The sequence below is a fragment of the Nostoc sp. FACHB-888 genome (assembly GCF_014696655.1).
Taxonomy (GTDB): Bacteria; Cyanobacteriota; Cyanobacteriia; order Cyanobacteriales; family Nostocaceae; genus Nostoc.
Map to the genome: position 1 here is coordinate 73,431 of NZ_JACJQM010000013.1, position 15,422 is coordinate 88,852.

General features: G+C 41.6%; 15 protein-coding genes. 8 read left to right on the forward strand and 7 right to left on the reverse strand.

Going from position 1 to position 15,422, the window contains the following annotated elements; all coding sequences use genetic code 11:
- Window positions 1-1,036: 1,036 nt before the first annotated feature.
- The 3 genes from H6G26_RS10845 to H6G26_RS10855 are packed head-to-tail and all read left to right on the forward strand — an operon-like array spanning window position 1,037 to window position 5,262.
- Window positions 1,037-3,229 carry a hypothetical protein gene (locus H6G26_RS10845; RefSeq protein WP_242053658.1) on the forward strand — a complete coding sequence of 731 codons (2,193 nt, stop codon included), beginning with the start codon at window positions 1,037-1,039 and terminating at the stop codon, window positions 3,227-3,229.
- Window positions 3,186-3,869: an OmpA family protein gene (locus H6G26_RS10850; RefSeq protein ID WP_242053659.1), complete on the forward strand. Its 684-nt coding sequence runs from the start codon at window positions 3,186-3,188 to the stop codon at window positions 3,867-3,869. Before H6G26_RS10845 ends, H6G26_RS10850 begins: the two co-directional genes overlap by 44 nt.
- A 13-nt stretch (window positions 3,870-3,882) precedes the next feature.
- Window positions 3,883-5,262 carry an EH signature domain-containing protein gene (locus tag H6G26_RS10855; protein ID WP_190729256.1) on the forward strand — a complete coding sequence of 460 codons (1,380 nt, stop codon included), beginning with the start codon at window positions 3,883-3,885 and terminating at the stop codon, window positions 5,260-5,262.
- 21 nt (window positions 5,263-5,283) lie between these two features.
- Here H6G26_RS10855 and H6G26_RS10860 read toward each other — a convergent pair whose 3' ends face one another.
- On the reverse strand, window positions 5,284-5,637 hold the full coding sequence (locus H6G26_RS10860; RefSeq protein ID WP_190729257.1) for a DUF5615 family PIN-like protein: 354 nt from the start codon (window positions 5,635-5,637) through the stop codon (window positions 5,284-5,286).
- Window positions 5,634-5,870, reverse strand: a complete 237-nt coding sequence (locus tag H6G26_RS10865) for a DUF433 domain-containing protein (protein ID WP_190729258.1) — start codon at window positions 5,868-5,870, stop codon at window positions 5,634-5,636. The genes H6G26_RS10860 and H6G26_RS10865 overlap by 4 nt, the downstream gene beginning before the upstream one ends.
- A gap of 20 nt (window positions 5,871-5,890) precedes the next feature.
- On the opposite strand from H6G26_RS10865, the gene H6G26_RS10870 reads away from it, so the two are divergent.
- On the forward strand, window positions 5,891-6,052 hold the full coding sequence (locus tag H6G26_RS10870; protein ID WP_190729259.1) for a hypothetical protein: 162 nt from the start codon (window positions 5,891-5,893) through the stop codon (window positions 6,050-6,052).
- Window positions 6,053-6,142: 90 nt separating this feature from the next.
- A complete protein-coding gene (locus tag H6G26_RS10875; RefSeq protein ID WP_190729260.1) occupies window positions 6,143-6,865 on the forward strand; it encodes a DUF475 domain-containing protein in 723 nt (240 codons plus the stop codon).
- Window positions 6,866-6,985: 120 nt separating this feature from the next.
- On the opposite strand, the gene ndk is transcribed toward H6G26_RS10875, so the two are convergent.
- Window positions 6,986-7,435: a nucleoside-diphosphate kinase gene (ndk, locus tag H6G26_RS10880; RefSeq protein WP_190729261.1), complete on the reverse strand. Its 450-nt coding sequence runs from the start codon at window positions 7,433-7,435 to the stop codon at window positions 6,986-6,988.
- Between the two features lie 231 nt (window positions 7,436-7,666).
- Between ndk and speA the strand changes: the two genes are divergently transcribed.
- On the forward strand, window positions 7,667-9,685 hold the full coding sequence (speA, locus tag H6G26_RS10885; protein ID WP_190729262.1) for a biosynthetic arginine decarboxylase: 2,019 nt from the start codon (window positions 7,667-7,669) through the stop codon (window positions 9,683-9,685).
- A gap of 138 nt (window positions 9,686-9,823) precedes the next feature.
- On the opposite strand, the gene H6G26_RS10890 is transcribed toward speA, so the two are convergent.
- The 3 genes from H6G26_RS10890 to H6G26_RS10900 form a co-directional block, all read right to left on the reverse strand.
- The gene (locus H6G26_RS10890; RefSeq protein ID WP_190729263.1) at window positions 9,824-10,993 is read right to left on the reverse strand and encodes an NDP-sugar synthase; all 1,170 of its coding nucleotides are present in this window, start codon (window positions 10,991-10,993) and stop codon (window positions 9,824-9,826) included.
- Between the two features lie 231 nt (window positions 10,994-11,224).
- Window positions 11,225-12,055: a ScpA family protein gene (locus H6G26_RS10895; protein WP_190729264.1), complete on the reverse strand. Its 831-nt coding sequence runs from the start codon at window positions 12,053-12,055 to the stop codon at window positions 11,225-11,227.
- A 259-nt stretch (window positions 12,056-12,314) separates the two neighbouring features.
- Complete coding sequence (locus tag H6G26_RS10900) at window positions 12,315-13,397, reverse strand: AI-2E family transporter (RefSeq protein ID WP_190729265.1); 1,083 nt, start codon at window positions 13,395-13,397, stop codon at window positions 12,315-12,317.
- 128 nt (window positions 13,398-13,525) lie between these two features.
- On the opposite strand from H6G26_RS10900, the gene pdxH reads away from it, so the two are divergent.
- Window positions 13,526-14,170: a pyridoxamine 5'-phosphate oxidase gene (pdxH, locus tag H6G26_RS10905; protein WP_190729266.1), complete on the forward strand. Its 645-nt coding sequence runs from the start codon at window positions 13,526-13,528 to the stop codon at window positions 14,168-14,170.
- A 97-nt stretch (window positions 14,171-14,267) separates the two neighbouring features.
- On the opposite strand, the gene H6G26_RS10910 is transcribed toward pdxH, so the two are convergent.
- Complete coding sequence (locus H6G26_RS10910) at window positions 14,268-14,885, reverse strand: NAD(P)H-dependent oxidoreductase (RefSeq protein WP_190729267.1); 618 nt, start codon at window positions 14,883-14,885, stop codon at window positions 14,268-14,270.
- A 193-nt stretch (window positions 14,886-15,078) separates the two neighbouring features.
- On the opposite strand from H6G26_RS10910, the gene H6G26_RS10915 reads away from it, so the two are divergent.
- Complete coding sequence (locus tag H6G26_RS10915) at window positions 15,079-15,408, forward strand: helix-turn-helix domain-containing protein (RefSeq protein WP_242053660.1); 330 nt, start codon at window positions 15,079-15,081, stop codon at window positions 15,406-15,408.
- Window positions 15,409-15,422 lie beyond the last annotated feature (14 nt).

Consider the following 15,422-nt stretch of genomic DNA (forward strand, 5'->3'; position numbering starts at 1 on the left):
GTGAAACTCAGTTTTAACCTTAGATGAGGCTGGGTTTCACTCAAAAGAGCAACTCACTGCGACAATCAAGTAGATACATTTGCTAAAGCTTTAGCAACAGCACGACAAATGCAGCAAAACTGGCTAACTTACGGGGTTAACTTTGTTAATTTTTAAGTTGAATATGTAGATTGAGAGTGGCTAGAAACGTGGGGACATGACGAAATTTTAGGTAATTATCAATTAGATGCTATTAAAGAATTTTTGGTAAGTAATGATAGTTTAGCTGTAAGAGTAAGACAGCATTTAGGAGAGCGATCGCTGTTTGATTTTACAGTAAAAAACCTCACCCTGTTCTATCAGACATCCCTCTCGTTACTTTGACTTTTCACGTTATATGGAAAAGTCCACGAAAAACCTAACCCCCTAACCCCCTAACCCCCAACTCGTCGCGGGAAGGGGGAAATTCAAAGTCTCTCTCCTTTTAGGAGAGAGAAATAGAAGTGAGGTTTTCCAGATGCTGTGAAAAGTCAGCTCGTTACTAAGGAGAGGGACAAATTTTACATAGTCAAATCAAGGTAAGGTATCTCAATTGCACACACCCTAAGTATTTGTTGCAAAATTTCAATTTTTTATTGCCAATGTTCAAACAATTGTTACTCACGTTAAAGCATTTATAAGAAAGGTTTAAGCATTTCTTACAAAGATTAAATATTTTCTTATGAATGTTGAAGCAGTTGTTACTCACGTTAAAGCATTTATAAGAAAGGCTTAAGTATTTCTTACAAAGGTTAAATATTTTCTTATGCTTGTTGAAGCAATTGTTACTCACGTTAAAGCATTTATAAGAAAGGTTTAAGCATTTCTTACAAAGATTAAATCTTTACTTATCAATGCTGAAGGAATTGTTATTCAGGTTGAAACTGTTCCCCTAAAGAGTACATCTGACTTTAAGCAGAGAACCGGGATTAGCCTTTAACTCTTTGGAATCTAAACATCTGTTATTGTATCGTATTGGCACTCAGAGTGTGGCACAACTAGAGCCTCTATTAAATTTTTGAGTAATTTGAAAAAAGGTAAAAATGTAAAGCTTTTAAATAAAGTTCGCCCCTGGTTAAAAGAGCATCTAGGAACCGATGACTCTAGTAAATTCAGACAACAAGATGGTAATTTCATACTCATAAAGTATCCATCTGTCTTAGCCCACCCTATACCTCGTAGTTCACTGCGCTTTGTGACAACCTTGTGTACTGCCATCGGCGTTTTAGGAACATTTTACGGTATACAGCAGGGACTCCAAGGAATCAATTTATCTACAGAAAATCCCAAAGAACTGATGGCTGCCAGTAAAGAACTACTGGTAGGAATGAAAACAGCTTTCTCCACTTCCCTGATGGGGCTTGGTTCTGGTAGCTTGTTTACTCTAGTTTTGTTTGGGTGTGATTCGCTAAGGCAAAAACGGCGCGATAGTTTGCGTCAGAAATTGAAGGCGATCGCAACTTTAAAAACAACAGACAATAACAATGGCGATGTAGTTGAGGCATTTATCCGTATAGGAAATAATTTGTCAGGGCTAAACCAACTGAGTGCTGAAGCCATTGGTAAATCTGTAGGTAAGAGTATAACAGAACAGTTAGCCGGGTTAAATCAACTGAGTGCTGAAGCTATTGGTAAATCTGTGGGTAAGAGTATAGCAGGACAGTTCGACGGGTTAAATCAATTATCAGCCCAAGCTATTGGTCTAGCTGTGCGTCAGCAGATATTTCCAGCTTTAGAAGCAATTTTTCAAGAGCAGAAAAAACTTCGAGAACTCCAAGAAAACCAAGGACAGAGAGTTTTAGAAGAACTCATTAAGGATATGCGAGTTCAGGTACTCGAACCCATTGCAGATCGGTTAGATAAAAGTGCAAAGTTAACCCAACAAGCTTCCGAAGCTGTGCTGAGTCTGCATAGAGAATTGGGTGGTATCTCTCAAAGTTTGGCAAGTTCCATCCTGACAATTCAGAACTTTCAAAAAGAAACTTTGGTAGAACTCAAAGTATTCGCTAACCATCTGGGATACACTCTCAATCAATTTCAAACAGATACAAAAGGTGTTTTACAGCAAACAGCACAAGAAATTAATCGAGCCGTAGACCAAAGTATCCAAGGAATGACAGCCCAGCGAAGTGCTTTTGAAGCAAGTGCAGTGCAAGCGGCTGCTACCTTCCGGGGAATTCGAGAGGAACTTCAGACAGCGCTACAAGAACGGGCAATAGTAGAACAGCAGATGCTTCAAGGTTTTGCTAACAATATGGGGCAAACTTTGAGTCAATTCCAAACTGAAACTACAGGAGTTATACAACAAACATCTCACGAAATTAATCGAGCCGTAGACCAAAGTATCCAAGGAATGACAGCCCAGCGAAGTGCTTTTGAAGCAAGCGCAGTGCAAGCTGCTGTTACCTTCCGAGGAATTCGAGAGGAACTGCAAACAGCATTACAAGAACGCGCAGCAGTAGAAAAACAGATGCTTCAAGCTACTCAGACTGGAATTATCCAAATTCTCACCCAAGCAAATAAAACCTTTCATGAGCAAACTAATACTCTACAAACAGTGGGTAATCAAGCTTCTGGATTGATGAATGATGCAAAGGATAATCTTCTGGCTACTTTAGGAAATATCGACGCAACACTTACAGCCACTCGCCAAACAGTAGAGGAAGATTTGACAACATTCCGGCAAGAATATCAAGCGAATTTACAAATGTTTTTCCAAAAACAAAACAACTTACTTGAGGGGACACTAGGCAAACAACAGGAAGGATTATCTGGGGTTGTGAGCAATCTTGATCAAGTCTTCAGAGAAGAATTTGAAAGACGTAGTAAATTGACTCAAGAAGTAGACGAAAGTATGACTAAAATTCAGGTATCTGTCGAACAAATTAACAAATTAGTTATTGCGGCTGGATTAAACGATTCACAACGACTAATACAACTAGCAAATCTTACTACTGATATTGCCAAGCAAGTGAACATAGTTGAAAATTCATACAAAAATTTGAATGAAAAATTTGACAATAGCCTTCAGTCTTGGCAGGGTCATCTTGAAGTTTCTATGCAAAGAACTGTTGACTCACAGTTAAGCTTTTTCCAACAAGCAGATACTTCTATGGCTAGAGTTTGCGGAGGTTTACTAGAGACAGCAAGAGTTCTAGTTGCTGCACATGATAACCGCCAATTTGGTAATGGTGGAAGCAATCATGGATGATTTTATCAGAGGTGAAATTGATGCAGAGATTATAGAGGATGATGACTCTAGTATCTATCTGTCTATTGGCGATCTGATGTCTGGTTTACTAATGTTTTTTGCTTTGCTATTTATTACTGCACTACTCCAGCTTGCACAAAAGGATGTACCAAAACGAGTAGTAATTGGTAATGTTGTGGGACAGATGAAAAGCAACCATATCAATGTTAAAGTCAACCCAGAAACCGGGGATATCAGTATTCAAGAATCAATTCTTTTTGCAAAGGGAAGTACTGAACTAAAACCAGAAGGAAAAGCCTTTTTACGCAGCTTTATTCCTGTTTACAGTGGGGTGATTTTCTCAAAAAAAGAATTTGAACAGGAAATTAGCCGCGTAGTTATAGAAGGTCATACTAGCTCAGATGGAGACGATAAAACCAATCTACAACTAAGCTTGTTGCGATCATCATCAGTTTACAACTACATTTTTTATGAGATGAATTTCCCTACCAAAACACCTTTAAGCCAGAAAATATTGGCTGCTGGTCGGGGAGAAATCGAATCTGACAAATATGATAATCCAGGCGATCGCAAGGTAGTTTTCCGCTTTCAGTTTCGCAGTGATGAGTTAAAAAAAGATATTGTAAAAACCTCTCTTTAAAGGAACTAAAACTTTGAATTCTCTGTTTTCCATTACTTCCCTACCTGAAACTCCCCAGTGTAGTCCTAATCAACTTATTCAGCTTGCAAGTAATTTACCAGATGTAACAATATCAATACCAAGTGTTGATAAAGTATTGGAAGCTATTGAACAGGGTAAAGCCGATCGAGTAAGTAAATTAGACTGGATTTATTGCATCCATGCTAAAGCACAGTGGGATCAGCAAAACATTGACCGATCCGGGAAAACATCAGCAGCTATTTGGAACGTAGCAATTTCTAATTTATGGTTGCAGCATCAGCTATTGTGGCGTTTAGCTCTTTATTATGGCGATCGGCAAGAACAGGTGTTAGCACAGTCTTTAGCTGAATCTTTTGATATCTTTGCTAATTCAGTTAGTCACCTGCTACCATTTCAAATTATTCGGGCATTTCGCAGTATACAAGCAGGTATAGAATTAGCAAAAATTGCTTGTGAACAGCGTGTTAATCAAACTGAATTACTAAACATAATCAAAGGAGATTTACCTACTTGGATTCCCTTATTTAGCAGATTCATAGAAGATATAAGCCCTTATTTTACTACAATTCGCTCTCCAACTCAGCAGCAAGTAAGATGGTTGTTAAGTTGTTTGGATGAAATGTCAGAGAGTCAGCAAATAAAAGCTGTTAATCATTTGCTAACTAATGTTTCCAATGATATAGCAAGCAATCATTCTTTACTGGTTGATTGGTTGAGACATAACTATAGAAATGGTGAAAATTGGTATAAACTTTCAGATCCAGCAAGGCAAAGACTTCGAGAGTGGATTGGAGGTATCAATTATGATGATTTTCAAAAGTTAGTAAATCTCATATTAAACAGGCTGGATTTAGAAAACTTCGAGTCAAATCGGCTATGTAGTCGCAGGGATTTTTGGGCTAATTACAGTAACCGCTTTGAACGGCTTCGTATCTTGTTACCCAAGACATCACAAATTGCCATAGGGTATCAAATTCAAGGTGATGTTGATCTATTAGAGGATGATGGTAGCGACCTTACAGAGGTCTGTATATTCGATTTTGGTGAGTGGTTTGTAGTCGAATTCTTTCGTGGAAGAGGTAGTGAGACGCGCCTGTTTCCGAAAAATTCCAAAAATGAGCAAATCCTTTTTGGTGAATCCACGCTTTCAGTCAAGCGGATTCGTTGTCTGGGTGGGGATAAGCACGATCATGTATTTCTTTGGCAGGTATTTTCCCGTACTTGGCTTGCAAATAAGGGAATTTTGCCTAATCCAGATACCCAGCCTTCAAGAAACCCTACAACACCTCAATTACAAGAGCGAGAAAACAAGCTTGAGCGGTGGAAAAGAGAAATTGAGTATCTAGAACACGAAGCTAAAGCCTATGTGTGATGTTAGAAATTTTTATAGAGACTACTGATGCACAATAATGGTGTCTCTATTTATTTCAATATAGGAATGCTGCTTAAACAATTCAACTACAGATTGGAAGTTCGCTATAAATAGAGATTCTAATTCTGAGTTATTGATATTCCCTGTCGTAATTAAAAATAGTTTATAAGGTTCCTGAACTGTTAAAAAAGAGTTGACAAAATCCACATCTTTGGTAATTAAAATTCGATTTTGTTGAATTGATACGGCATTAATCTCATTATCTGGCGTTGCATTTTCCCGTGGTAAGTCTCTGGTGTGGATTGTGTCATAACCTGAAGTTTTGAGAAAACGGGCAAGACGAACTGGCAATTGAGCATCGACAAGAAATTTCATGAGGCAATTCGATGAATGCTTTTGACTTGGCTGAGTCGAGCGGCAAATAACAAGACAGCCAAAATATCTTTAGATTCTAAATCGTCATAATCTGTCAATATTTCCTCAGTAGTCATGCCAGAACTGAGCAGTTCCAAAATAAACTCAACTGGATAACGAAGTCCTCGAATGCAGGGTTTGCCGTGGCAGATATTTGGATTATGAGTGATGCGTTGTAGAAGTGTGTTATCCATAAACTCTTATCATATTTTTGTTGTCATCTTTTAATTTTAGATGCGAACTGACAACAGTTCATTGCGATCGCACTAAACTAGATGTTAAAACTTTGGATGTATTGACTTATACGCAAATTACCCCATTATCACTGCGATCGCATCCATTCAACCCTCTTCAAAATCCACCACAAGCACGTTAAGCTGGATTAGAGTGGCAATTTATTGCGATTTTTAATATATAAATCTCTCTTCTTGTCAAATTTTAATTTTTTCTGCTTGAGAAACCCGGAATGCTAGACCAAATTTTTGATTACCTCGACTTTCATTTCAGCCTTGAAGCCCTTATAGTTCTGCTGATCCTGGTGCTTTTAGAGGCGCTGTTATCTGCCGACAATGCGATCGCTCTCGCTGCGATCGCAAAGGGGTTGGAAGACAAGGAACTTGAGCGTAGAGCTTTGAACTTTGGTTTAGTCGTTGCTTATGTGCTGCGAATCAGCCTGATTCTCACTGCTACTTGGGTGCAACAATTCTGGCAATTTGAATTATTGGGCGCTGCTTATCTACTGTGGTTGGTATTTCAACACTTTACCTCGGAAGAAACGAAGGACGATCACCATCACGGGCCGCGTTTTAATTCATTGTTGCAAGCGATACCTGTGATTGCATTTACAGATTTGGCATTTTCTTTGGATAGTGTGACAACTGCGATCGCAGTTTCTCAAGAAAAATGGCTAGTGCTGACGGGTGCAACAATTGGTATTATCACGCTGCGATTCATGGCGGGATTGTTTATCCGTTGGTTAGACGAATATGAAAACCTAGAAGACGCAGGCTATATAACTGTAGCTTTTGTGGGTTTGCGCTTGTTGTTGAAAGTAGTGAACGATAATTTAGTTCCACCAGAATGGATCATGATTACTGCCATCTTCCTGATTCTAGGCTGGGGATTTTCCAAGCGTGTTGGCACTGAATTGGCCCAAGTAGAATCGGAAAAGAGCGAAGTCTCGAAGTAAGTGAGGGGGATGAGGGGGACAAGGGGACAAGGGGACTTGCAACAAGTCTTTCCCCTTGTCCCCAATTCTCCTTGTCCCCAAGTCCTCTTCCCAATGCCCCATTCCCCACTCCCTACTGTCTTACTCGCGCAACCAAGGCGTTAAGTGTGGTTGCCAATTTACTAATTCTTCATCCTTAAACCATAGGGCTATTTCCCGTTGTGCGGTTTCTGGAGCATCAGAACCGTGGATTAAGTTGCGGCCAATATTTATGCCAAAATCGCCGCGAATCGTTCCTGGCTCTGATGTTAAGGGGTTCGTCGCACCAATAATCTTTCTAGCAGATGCAACAACGCCATCACCTTCCCATACCATCGCTACCACTGGGCTAGAAGTGATAAATTCCACTAAACCACCAAAAAACGGACGTTCCCGGTGAACATCATAGTGTTGTTCAGCCAATTCTCGACTGACTTTCAAGAACTTCAAACCAACTAGGGTAAAACCTTTAGTTTCAAAGCGGCGGATAATTTCGCCCACTAATCCCCGTTGTACTCCATCTGGCTTAATTGCTAAGAATGTACGTTCCAAAGCTATCTCCAAAAACTTAATGAATTTTTTATTTTGTCAATTGTCATTTATCCTTTGTCCTTTGTCTTAAGTCCAAGGGTTTTCCACTAATGACCAATGACCAATGACTAATGACACATGACTCTTGACCAATCAGAGTTTATCTCAGAAATTATCTTTGGGTGCATATACGTTCCCAAATGAATGCGTTAAATTGTTAATTCGTGGGTGAAAAACAGAGGTTAGGAAGAAATGGGTGTTGATCCAACTGCTACATCTGACGAGGTGGTACAGGTACCGTCCAATGGACACAAAGAAGTGAAAAATCATAAGCAAAAAAAACTGTTACCACCTAGTACTACTACCACAGGAGATTTACCTCGCTCCTGGAAAATTGAGGATAGTGAAGCGTTATACCGGATTGAAGGTTGGGGACAACCTTATTTTTCTATTAGCGCTGCTGGTCACGTTACCGTCGCACCTAAAGGCGATCGCGGGGGATCTCTTGACTTGTTTGAATTGGTCAACGCCATGAAGCAGCGCAACTTGGGACTTCCCATGTTAATCCGCTTTTCCGATATTTTAGAAGACCGGATTGAACGGTTGAACGCTTGTTTTGCCAAAGCGATCGCCCGCTATAATTACCCTGGTGTATACCGTGGCGTGTTTCCCGTCAAATGCAACCAAGAGCGGCATTTGATTGAGGATTTAGTCAAGTTTGGCAAACCACATCAATTTGGCTTAGAAGCAGGTTCCAAACCAGAATTAATGATTGCTCTAGCTGTTTTGGATACACCAGGAGCATTGTTAGTTTGCAACGGTTACAAAGACCGAGAATACATCGAAACGGCAATGTTAGCCCAGAGGCTAGGGCAAACACCAATCATCGTTTTAGAACAGATTGAAGAGGTTGATTTGGTAATTGATGCCAATCGCCAGTTAGGTATTAAACCGATATTAGGTGTTCGCGCTAAACTCAGTACCCAAGGCATGGGACGTTGGGGAACTTCTAGTGGCGATCGCGCTAAATTTGGTTTAACAATGCCTGAAGTGATCGAGGCTGTTGACAAGTTACGCGAAGCTAACCTGCTCGATTCTTTGCAGTTGATGCACTTCCACATCGGCTCACAAATTTCTGCCATCAATGTGATTAAAGATGCCATCCAAGAAGCCAGCCGCATTTATGTGGAATTGTCGATGCTGGGGGCAGATATGAAATACCTTGATGTTGGTGGCGGCTTAGGCGTAGATTATGATGGCTCCCAAACCAACTTCTATGCATCGAAAAATTACAATATGCAGAACTATGCCAACGACATTGTGGCAGAGTTAAAAGATACCTGTGCAGAGCGCCAAATTCCCGTACCAACACTGATTAGTGAAAGTGGACGAGCGATCGCTTCCCATCAGTCAGTGCTGATTTTTGATGTTCTCAGTACTAGCGATGTCCCCCTCGATTCACCAGAACCTCCACAAGAGGGAGAATCCCCAATTATCAATTACCTGTGGGAAACCTACCAATCCATCAACCAAGAAAATTATCAAGAGTTCTACCATGATGCGGCGCAATTCAAAGAAGAAGCTATCAGCCGCTTCAACTTAGGAATTTTACGCCTCAGAGAACGAGCCAAAGCCGAACGCCTTTACTGGGCTTGTTGTCAGAAAATTCTTAACATCACTAGACAGCAAGACTACGTACCAGATGAACTGGAAGACCTAGAAAAAATCATGGCTTCCATCTACTACGTCAATATGTCAGTGTTTCAATCGGCACCAGATTGCTGGGCGATCGACCAGCTATTCCCGATCATGCCAATCCACCGATTGGATGAAGAACCAATCCGACGAGGAATTTTAGCAGACCTCACCTGTGACAGTGATGGTAAAATTGACCGCTTTATTGACCTGCGCGATGTCAAATCTGTTTTAGAACTACACACCTACAAACCCGGAGAACCCTATTATTTGGGAATGTTCTTAAATGGAGCTTACCAAGAAATCATGGGCAATTTGCACAACTTATTTGGCGACACCAACGCCGTTCACATCCAGTTAACGCCCAAAGGCTACCAGATTGAACACGTTGTCAAAGGTGACACCATGAGCGAAGTAGTGAGCTATGTTCAGTATGACTCCGAAGATATGGTGGAAAACATTCGCCAGCGTTGCGAGAAAGCATTAGAAGAAAAGCGTATCACCTTAGCAGAATCTCAGCGACTGCTGCAAACTTACGAGCAGAGTCTCAGAAGATACACGTATCTAAATAGTTAGGATTGGGAATTGGGGAATTGGGCATTGGGCATGGAGAAGAGGACTTGGGGACAAGGAGAATTGGGGACAAGGGGAAAGACTTGTTGCAAGTCCCCTCATCTCTCTATTCCCTATTCCCTATTCCCCATTCCCCATTCCCTAAATTGTGTTTGTCCCCAACAATTCCTCTATCGCTTGTAGCTCAAGAGGGGTATGTGATGGTGGGGTCTGACGGGCATCAGTAATCAGCCAGTCTAAAGCAGCCGCCTGAACATCTATTGCAGCGCCAGTTTTATCCACGCAATAACGTCCAAACACTAGCTTATCGACTAAACGGACTCCTGGTCCCAGGCGCGACCATTCAAAAATCACGCTGTTTTCCACTGTTGCGCCACTACATATCCAACAATTAGGGCCAATCATTGCTGGGCCGACAATTTTAGCTCCGTCTTCTATTCTCGTCATCCCACCAATGTAAACTGGGCCTGTGATATCCACTTTGTCCCAATTCACGGCAACATTTAAGCCAGTGTAAATGCCAGGGGCGACTTCATGACCAGGAATTTGCACATTCTTGATTTCACCCAGCAGTACACCACGAATCGCCCGCCAATAATCTGGTACTTTACCAATATCTACCCATTCAAAGTCCATAGGAATGGCGAAGAAGGGAGCTTCGATTTCTACCAATTTAGGGAATAATTGACCACCAATGTCGTACTCGATATTAGAGGGTATATAGTTAAACACCTCTGGTTCAAAGATGTAAATACCTGTGTTGATGTTGGTGCTGAGGGCTTCTTCAGTTGAAGGTTTTTCTTGGAAAGCTTTAACACGACCATCTTCATCAGTGACTACAACACCGTAGCTAGAAACTTCTTCCTTGGGGACAGATTTCGTGATAATAGTAGCGATCGAGCCTTTAGCTCTATGCCATTTAACCGCCGCAGTTAAATCCAAATCAATTAAAGCATCACCGCACAACACTACAAAGGTATCATCAAAAAACGGTGAGAAGTCTTGGATGCGACGCATCCCTCCAGCTGATCCTATTGCTTCGCCTTCCAGTTTACCGTCGTCATCAATTTTCCCTTCAAAGGAATAGGCAATCTGCACCCCAAACCGCTGACCGTCACGAAAATAGTTTTCTATTTCCTCAGCCAAATGACTAACGTTGACCATAATTTGATCAAATCCATGTTGGCGTAACAGTTCCAGCAAGAACTCCATCACTGGCTTTTGCAGGATGGGAATCATTGGTTTAGGAATTGTATAGGTAATCGGACGTACGCGAGTACCCTTGCCAGCCGCGAGAATCATCGCTTTCATAAGAATTTATTCCTCAACCACAAGCCAGTTTACTTTTATCAAGTGAGACTTAATCATCAGTTTTTATTTCTGCTCTAAGTCATCCCTTTAACAGGGATAACAGGAATTTAGTGGTTATTACAACCATAGGTATACTTAGATGACAAGCGATCGCTTATCTTTTCAATTTACTCGGATTTTGGGACTGAATCAAAAATCTGTAAATTATCTGTAAAGCTACTTTTCGCTTTTTTAGTTCATCGATTGCTCAAAAGGTTTGCCAGTCTTAGCTGAATCTGTAAGTAGCCGAACTTTAATCTCATGGTAGAACTCCTCTTGAAATAGCTCTACTTTCGATTGAGCCGAGAGCAACAGTAGCGCCCAGAAAACGCTAACTAAATTACTATGTTTAGAATCATGTCCAGACCCATTTTGGTTGAGATGCTTTGTCTGAGTCCACAGCTCTACAAGTTGTTCTAGATTCAACCAATTTTGTTCTAAATTTAGCTCCCTTGCCGACACATTCAACACCTGTTCCAGTTCCCCAGCTACTTCCGTCAGATTTTCCTGGTGAGCTAACTCCAGCGCCTCTCGCATACTTTGGACACTAGGCAAACGTCTGGGACGGATAGGTTTGCTGGCTTTTTCTACCAGTTTTAGCTGGTTTGCCATAATCTGCAATTGCTTGATTAACTCTTGCAGAGTCACCCGACGTTTTGGTGGTGGCATTGCCGATGGACGACGACGTAATTGCCGTTCTAATGGTAGACGATGACCCTGATGTGATATTCCGTCTTCATCTTCCAATAGGGCATCATCTAGTACACCATCCTGGACATCTCCTACCGTTGACAATTGCATCAAGGTATTAGCTTTAAATAATACCAGCATTGATGCTGATAAAAATGCCTGTCCAGATTGAGACAAGTCCGCTTCATAACCTCTTCCTATTGCCTCCGGTGCCATCAGTTCTAAGTAACGGTCAATCACCTCAATCACTTGGACATCCCAAGGGTCAATTTCTCCCTGTTCAGCTTGGTAAATCAGGAGTGTGATTGTTTCTAATAGCTCGGAAGCTTCCATTAACGGGTTCTAAATTAATTAATCAGAATCATAAGACCGTAAATTCAAGAGTAAACTCATTGACTATTGGCAAAGCGTGTACTTATGAATTCCTTTGTGCTTCTTTATTTCAGGAATTGGCTGTTGGCAGTATCCCCTGAAATTTATAATCAATCACCATTGTGAATTGTGAGATAAGATTATGCAACTTTTGATTTTAGGTATTGGGGATGGGGCATGAGTTATTCTTCCCCTTTGCCTCCCCTGCTCCCCCTGCCCCTTAATTGGGTGGGTCATGAGCAATGGTGACAGTTGATACAAAATCACTAGGCTTACCACTCTTGATCGCATCGAAAGTGCCTTTAATAGTACCAGCAATAGGAACAGCAACGAGTGTCGCCAACAATCCAGCAATCTCAAATCCCATCAAAATAGCCACAAAAATCCAGATGGGATTCAGTCCAATAAAGTTGCCGAGTAACCTGGGAGCTAACAGGTTATCTTTAACCTGCTGCATAAGAATTGCCGCCACAGCAACTTCAACTGCCAACCACCAATTTTGCAGCAGTACTAAGATCGTTACAAGACCAATGCCCAAAAACGCCCCAATAAAGGGAATAAGTTCTGAGATCCCGATTACTATGGCAAACAACAGGGCAAAGGGTACTTTCATTACTAAGAAAATTGGTGTCAGGGTTAGCACCATGAATAATCCTAGTAACAACTGGCTGATAAAAAAGTTCTGAAAATTTAGGCGCAAGGATGCGGTAAGGGGATCTCCAATGTTAGAAGGTAAAAGATTGACTAGACCATACCAGACGCGATCGCCATATAAAAGCATATAAAATGCAAGCACAATGACTAACACTATGTCAACTAAGCCTGATAGCAGTGTCCCAGCAAATCCCACTGCACCAGAAGCAATCTGTTGCACCAGATTTTGAATGTTGGCATTGATTTGACTGCTCATAACCCTCAAATCAATTGGCAAACGTCGTTGTTTTGCCAGCATCTCAAATTGCTCTAAGTTTTTTTGACTGGCGGCTAACCAATCAGGGATATTATTTAACAGTTGGATTGTTTGGTCAATGATCAACGGCACTAAAGTGATGCCCAGAATCCCAAACAGGGTTAACGTTACAAGTAAAACTATGATCACCGCCTGAGTGCGGGTAATTTGAGCACGTTCAAAGAACTGAACTGGATAATTTAATAGAAAAGCCAAAATTGCCGCAATGATCAAGACGGTAATAGGATGTTGGAAATAGCGAAAAAGCAAGGACAGTAGCCAGACATTAAGAGCGATAATCGGGCCGCTTAGACCATAAATTAACAGGCGTTGAAGGGAGGCCGAACGGCGCATCTTATGCAACCTATTTTTAGATATTCCACCAAGAATTTGTAAAATTCTTGGTGGTACTGATCATCATCATAGATATTTTTAACAAAGATATGTATAGGCGTATCTGAATAGTAAGGAAACAAATCACAATGGACAAAACCGTAGCCGACCTTCGCAAAGACTACACTTTAGAAAGTTTGAGCGAACTAGAAGTAGACCTCAATCCTTTTATTCAATTTAAAAAATGGTTCGATCAAGCACTAGCAGCGCAACTCCCCGAACCTAATGCCATGACCATTGCCACTACTACACCAGACGGTAAGCCCTCAGCCAGAATGGTGTTACTCAAAGATTTTGATGAACGGGGCTTTGTCTTTTTTACCAATTACAACAGTCACAAAGGACAAGAATTGGCAGAAAATCCCCAGGCGGCTTTAGTCTTCTGGTGGGCAGAACTGGAACGTCAAGTGCGGATTTGTGGGTATGTAGAGAAAGTTTCTGAAACTGAGTCTGACCACTATTTTGAGACTCGCCCTGCCAACAGCCGTCTGGGTGCGTGGGTATCTAATCAAAGCGAGGTGATAGAAAGCCGAGAAGTCTTGGAGCGACGTTTGCAAGAGTTCCACAGCAAATATGAAAATCGAGAGATCCCCCGGCCGCCTCATTGGGGAGGCTTACGAGTAATCCCCACAGAAATTGAGTTTTGGCAAGGACGCTCTAGCCGCTTACACGATCGGTTGCTCTATAGCCGTTTAGATAATAACACTTGGAAAATCGAGCGGTTGTCACCGTGAAGAAGAGGCAGGGGGCAGGGGGCAGGGGGCAGGGGGCAGGGGAAGCAGGGGAAGAAGAATATTCATATTGACCAATGCCCAATCCCCAATGCCCCGATTACCACTGGCTGATCAAATCTTGAATTGTTGCCCGTGCTTTTGATAGAGATTGGGTACGGGCATCTCCCTCATTCAGGCTGTTAGCGTTAATAAATTGAATGTCTGTAATCCCAATAAAACCGAAAATCGTCCGCAGGTAGGGTTCTTGGAAGTCGTATGCAGCAGCAGGAGATGTCGGGCTAAAGTCACCGCCGCGAGCTGTGATGATAACTGCCTTTTTACCCTCGACTAACCCTCTAAAACCCTGAGCTTCTATTGCAACAGTCCGGTTAATGCGAACGATTTGGTCGATGTAAGCCTTAAAAGTGGAAGGTATATTGAAGTTATACATTGGCACACCAAAGACGTAGCGATCGGCTGCCAAAAACTCATCAACTAGTTCGTCAGAAATCCTAATTGCCTCAGTTAATTCTGGAGTATGGGTTTCTGGTGGTGAAAATGCCGCCGCAATCCAAGCTTCATCAACGTGAGGAACTGGGTGACGTCCTATATCTCGATAGGCGATCGCATCTTCAGGATGCGCTGCTTTCCACGCACTGACGAATTCCTTCGATAGTTCTCTTGAGTGCGATCGTTCACCACGGGGGCTGGAATCAATATGTAGAATGTTTGACACCAAATATCTCCTGATTAACTAGGATTTCTGCTTTTACTGTTTTTAAGTCTAATTTGTAAAGCATTACATCAGATACTAAAAGTAACTAGTTACTAAAGTAAAGTAGTTACTATAAAGTAACTGTCGGAAAATTTTAGCTAACTTATCGATGTCTGTGTCTAAAAATCCTGATGCTTGCCCCGTAAGTATTCTGATGTCTTTACTATCAGGTCCCTGGACAATGTATATACTGTGGGTGTTGTGTAATAGTGGCCCTACTCGTTTTGGTGCATTGAAACATTTAGTTGAGGGCATCTCAACTAAAGTTTTGACGGAAAGACTGAGGATGCTTGAGGCAGCAGAGATTATTTATAGGCAGTATGAACCAACTATTCCCCCCCAAGTAACTTATGGTCTGACGGAACATGGTCAAGAACTCATTGATGTGCTTCATCAACTCAATGCACTTGCTGAACGTTGGTATGGTAGCGAACAACAGTTTAAAGGTGAATTAAAAAAGCCGATGCATTCTCCATCGGCTTAACTGACAATATTGAT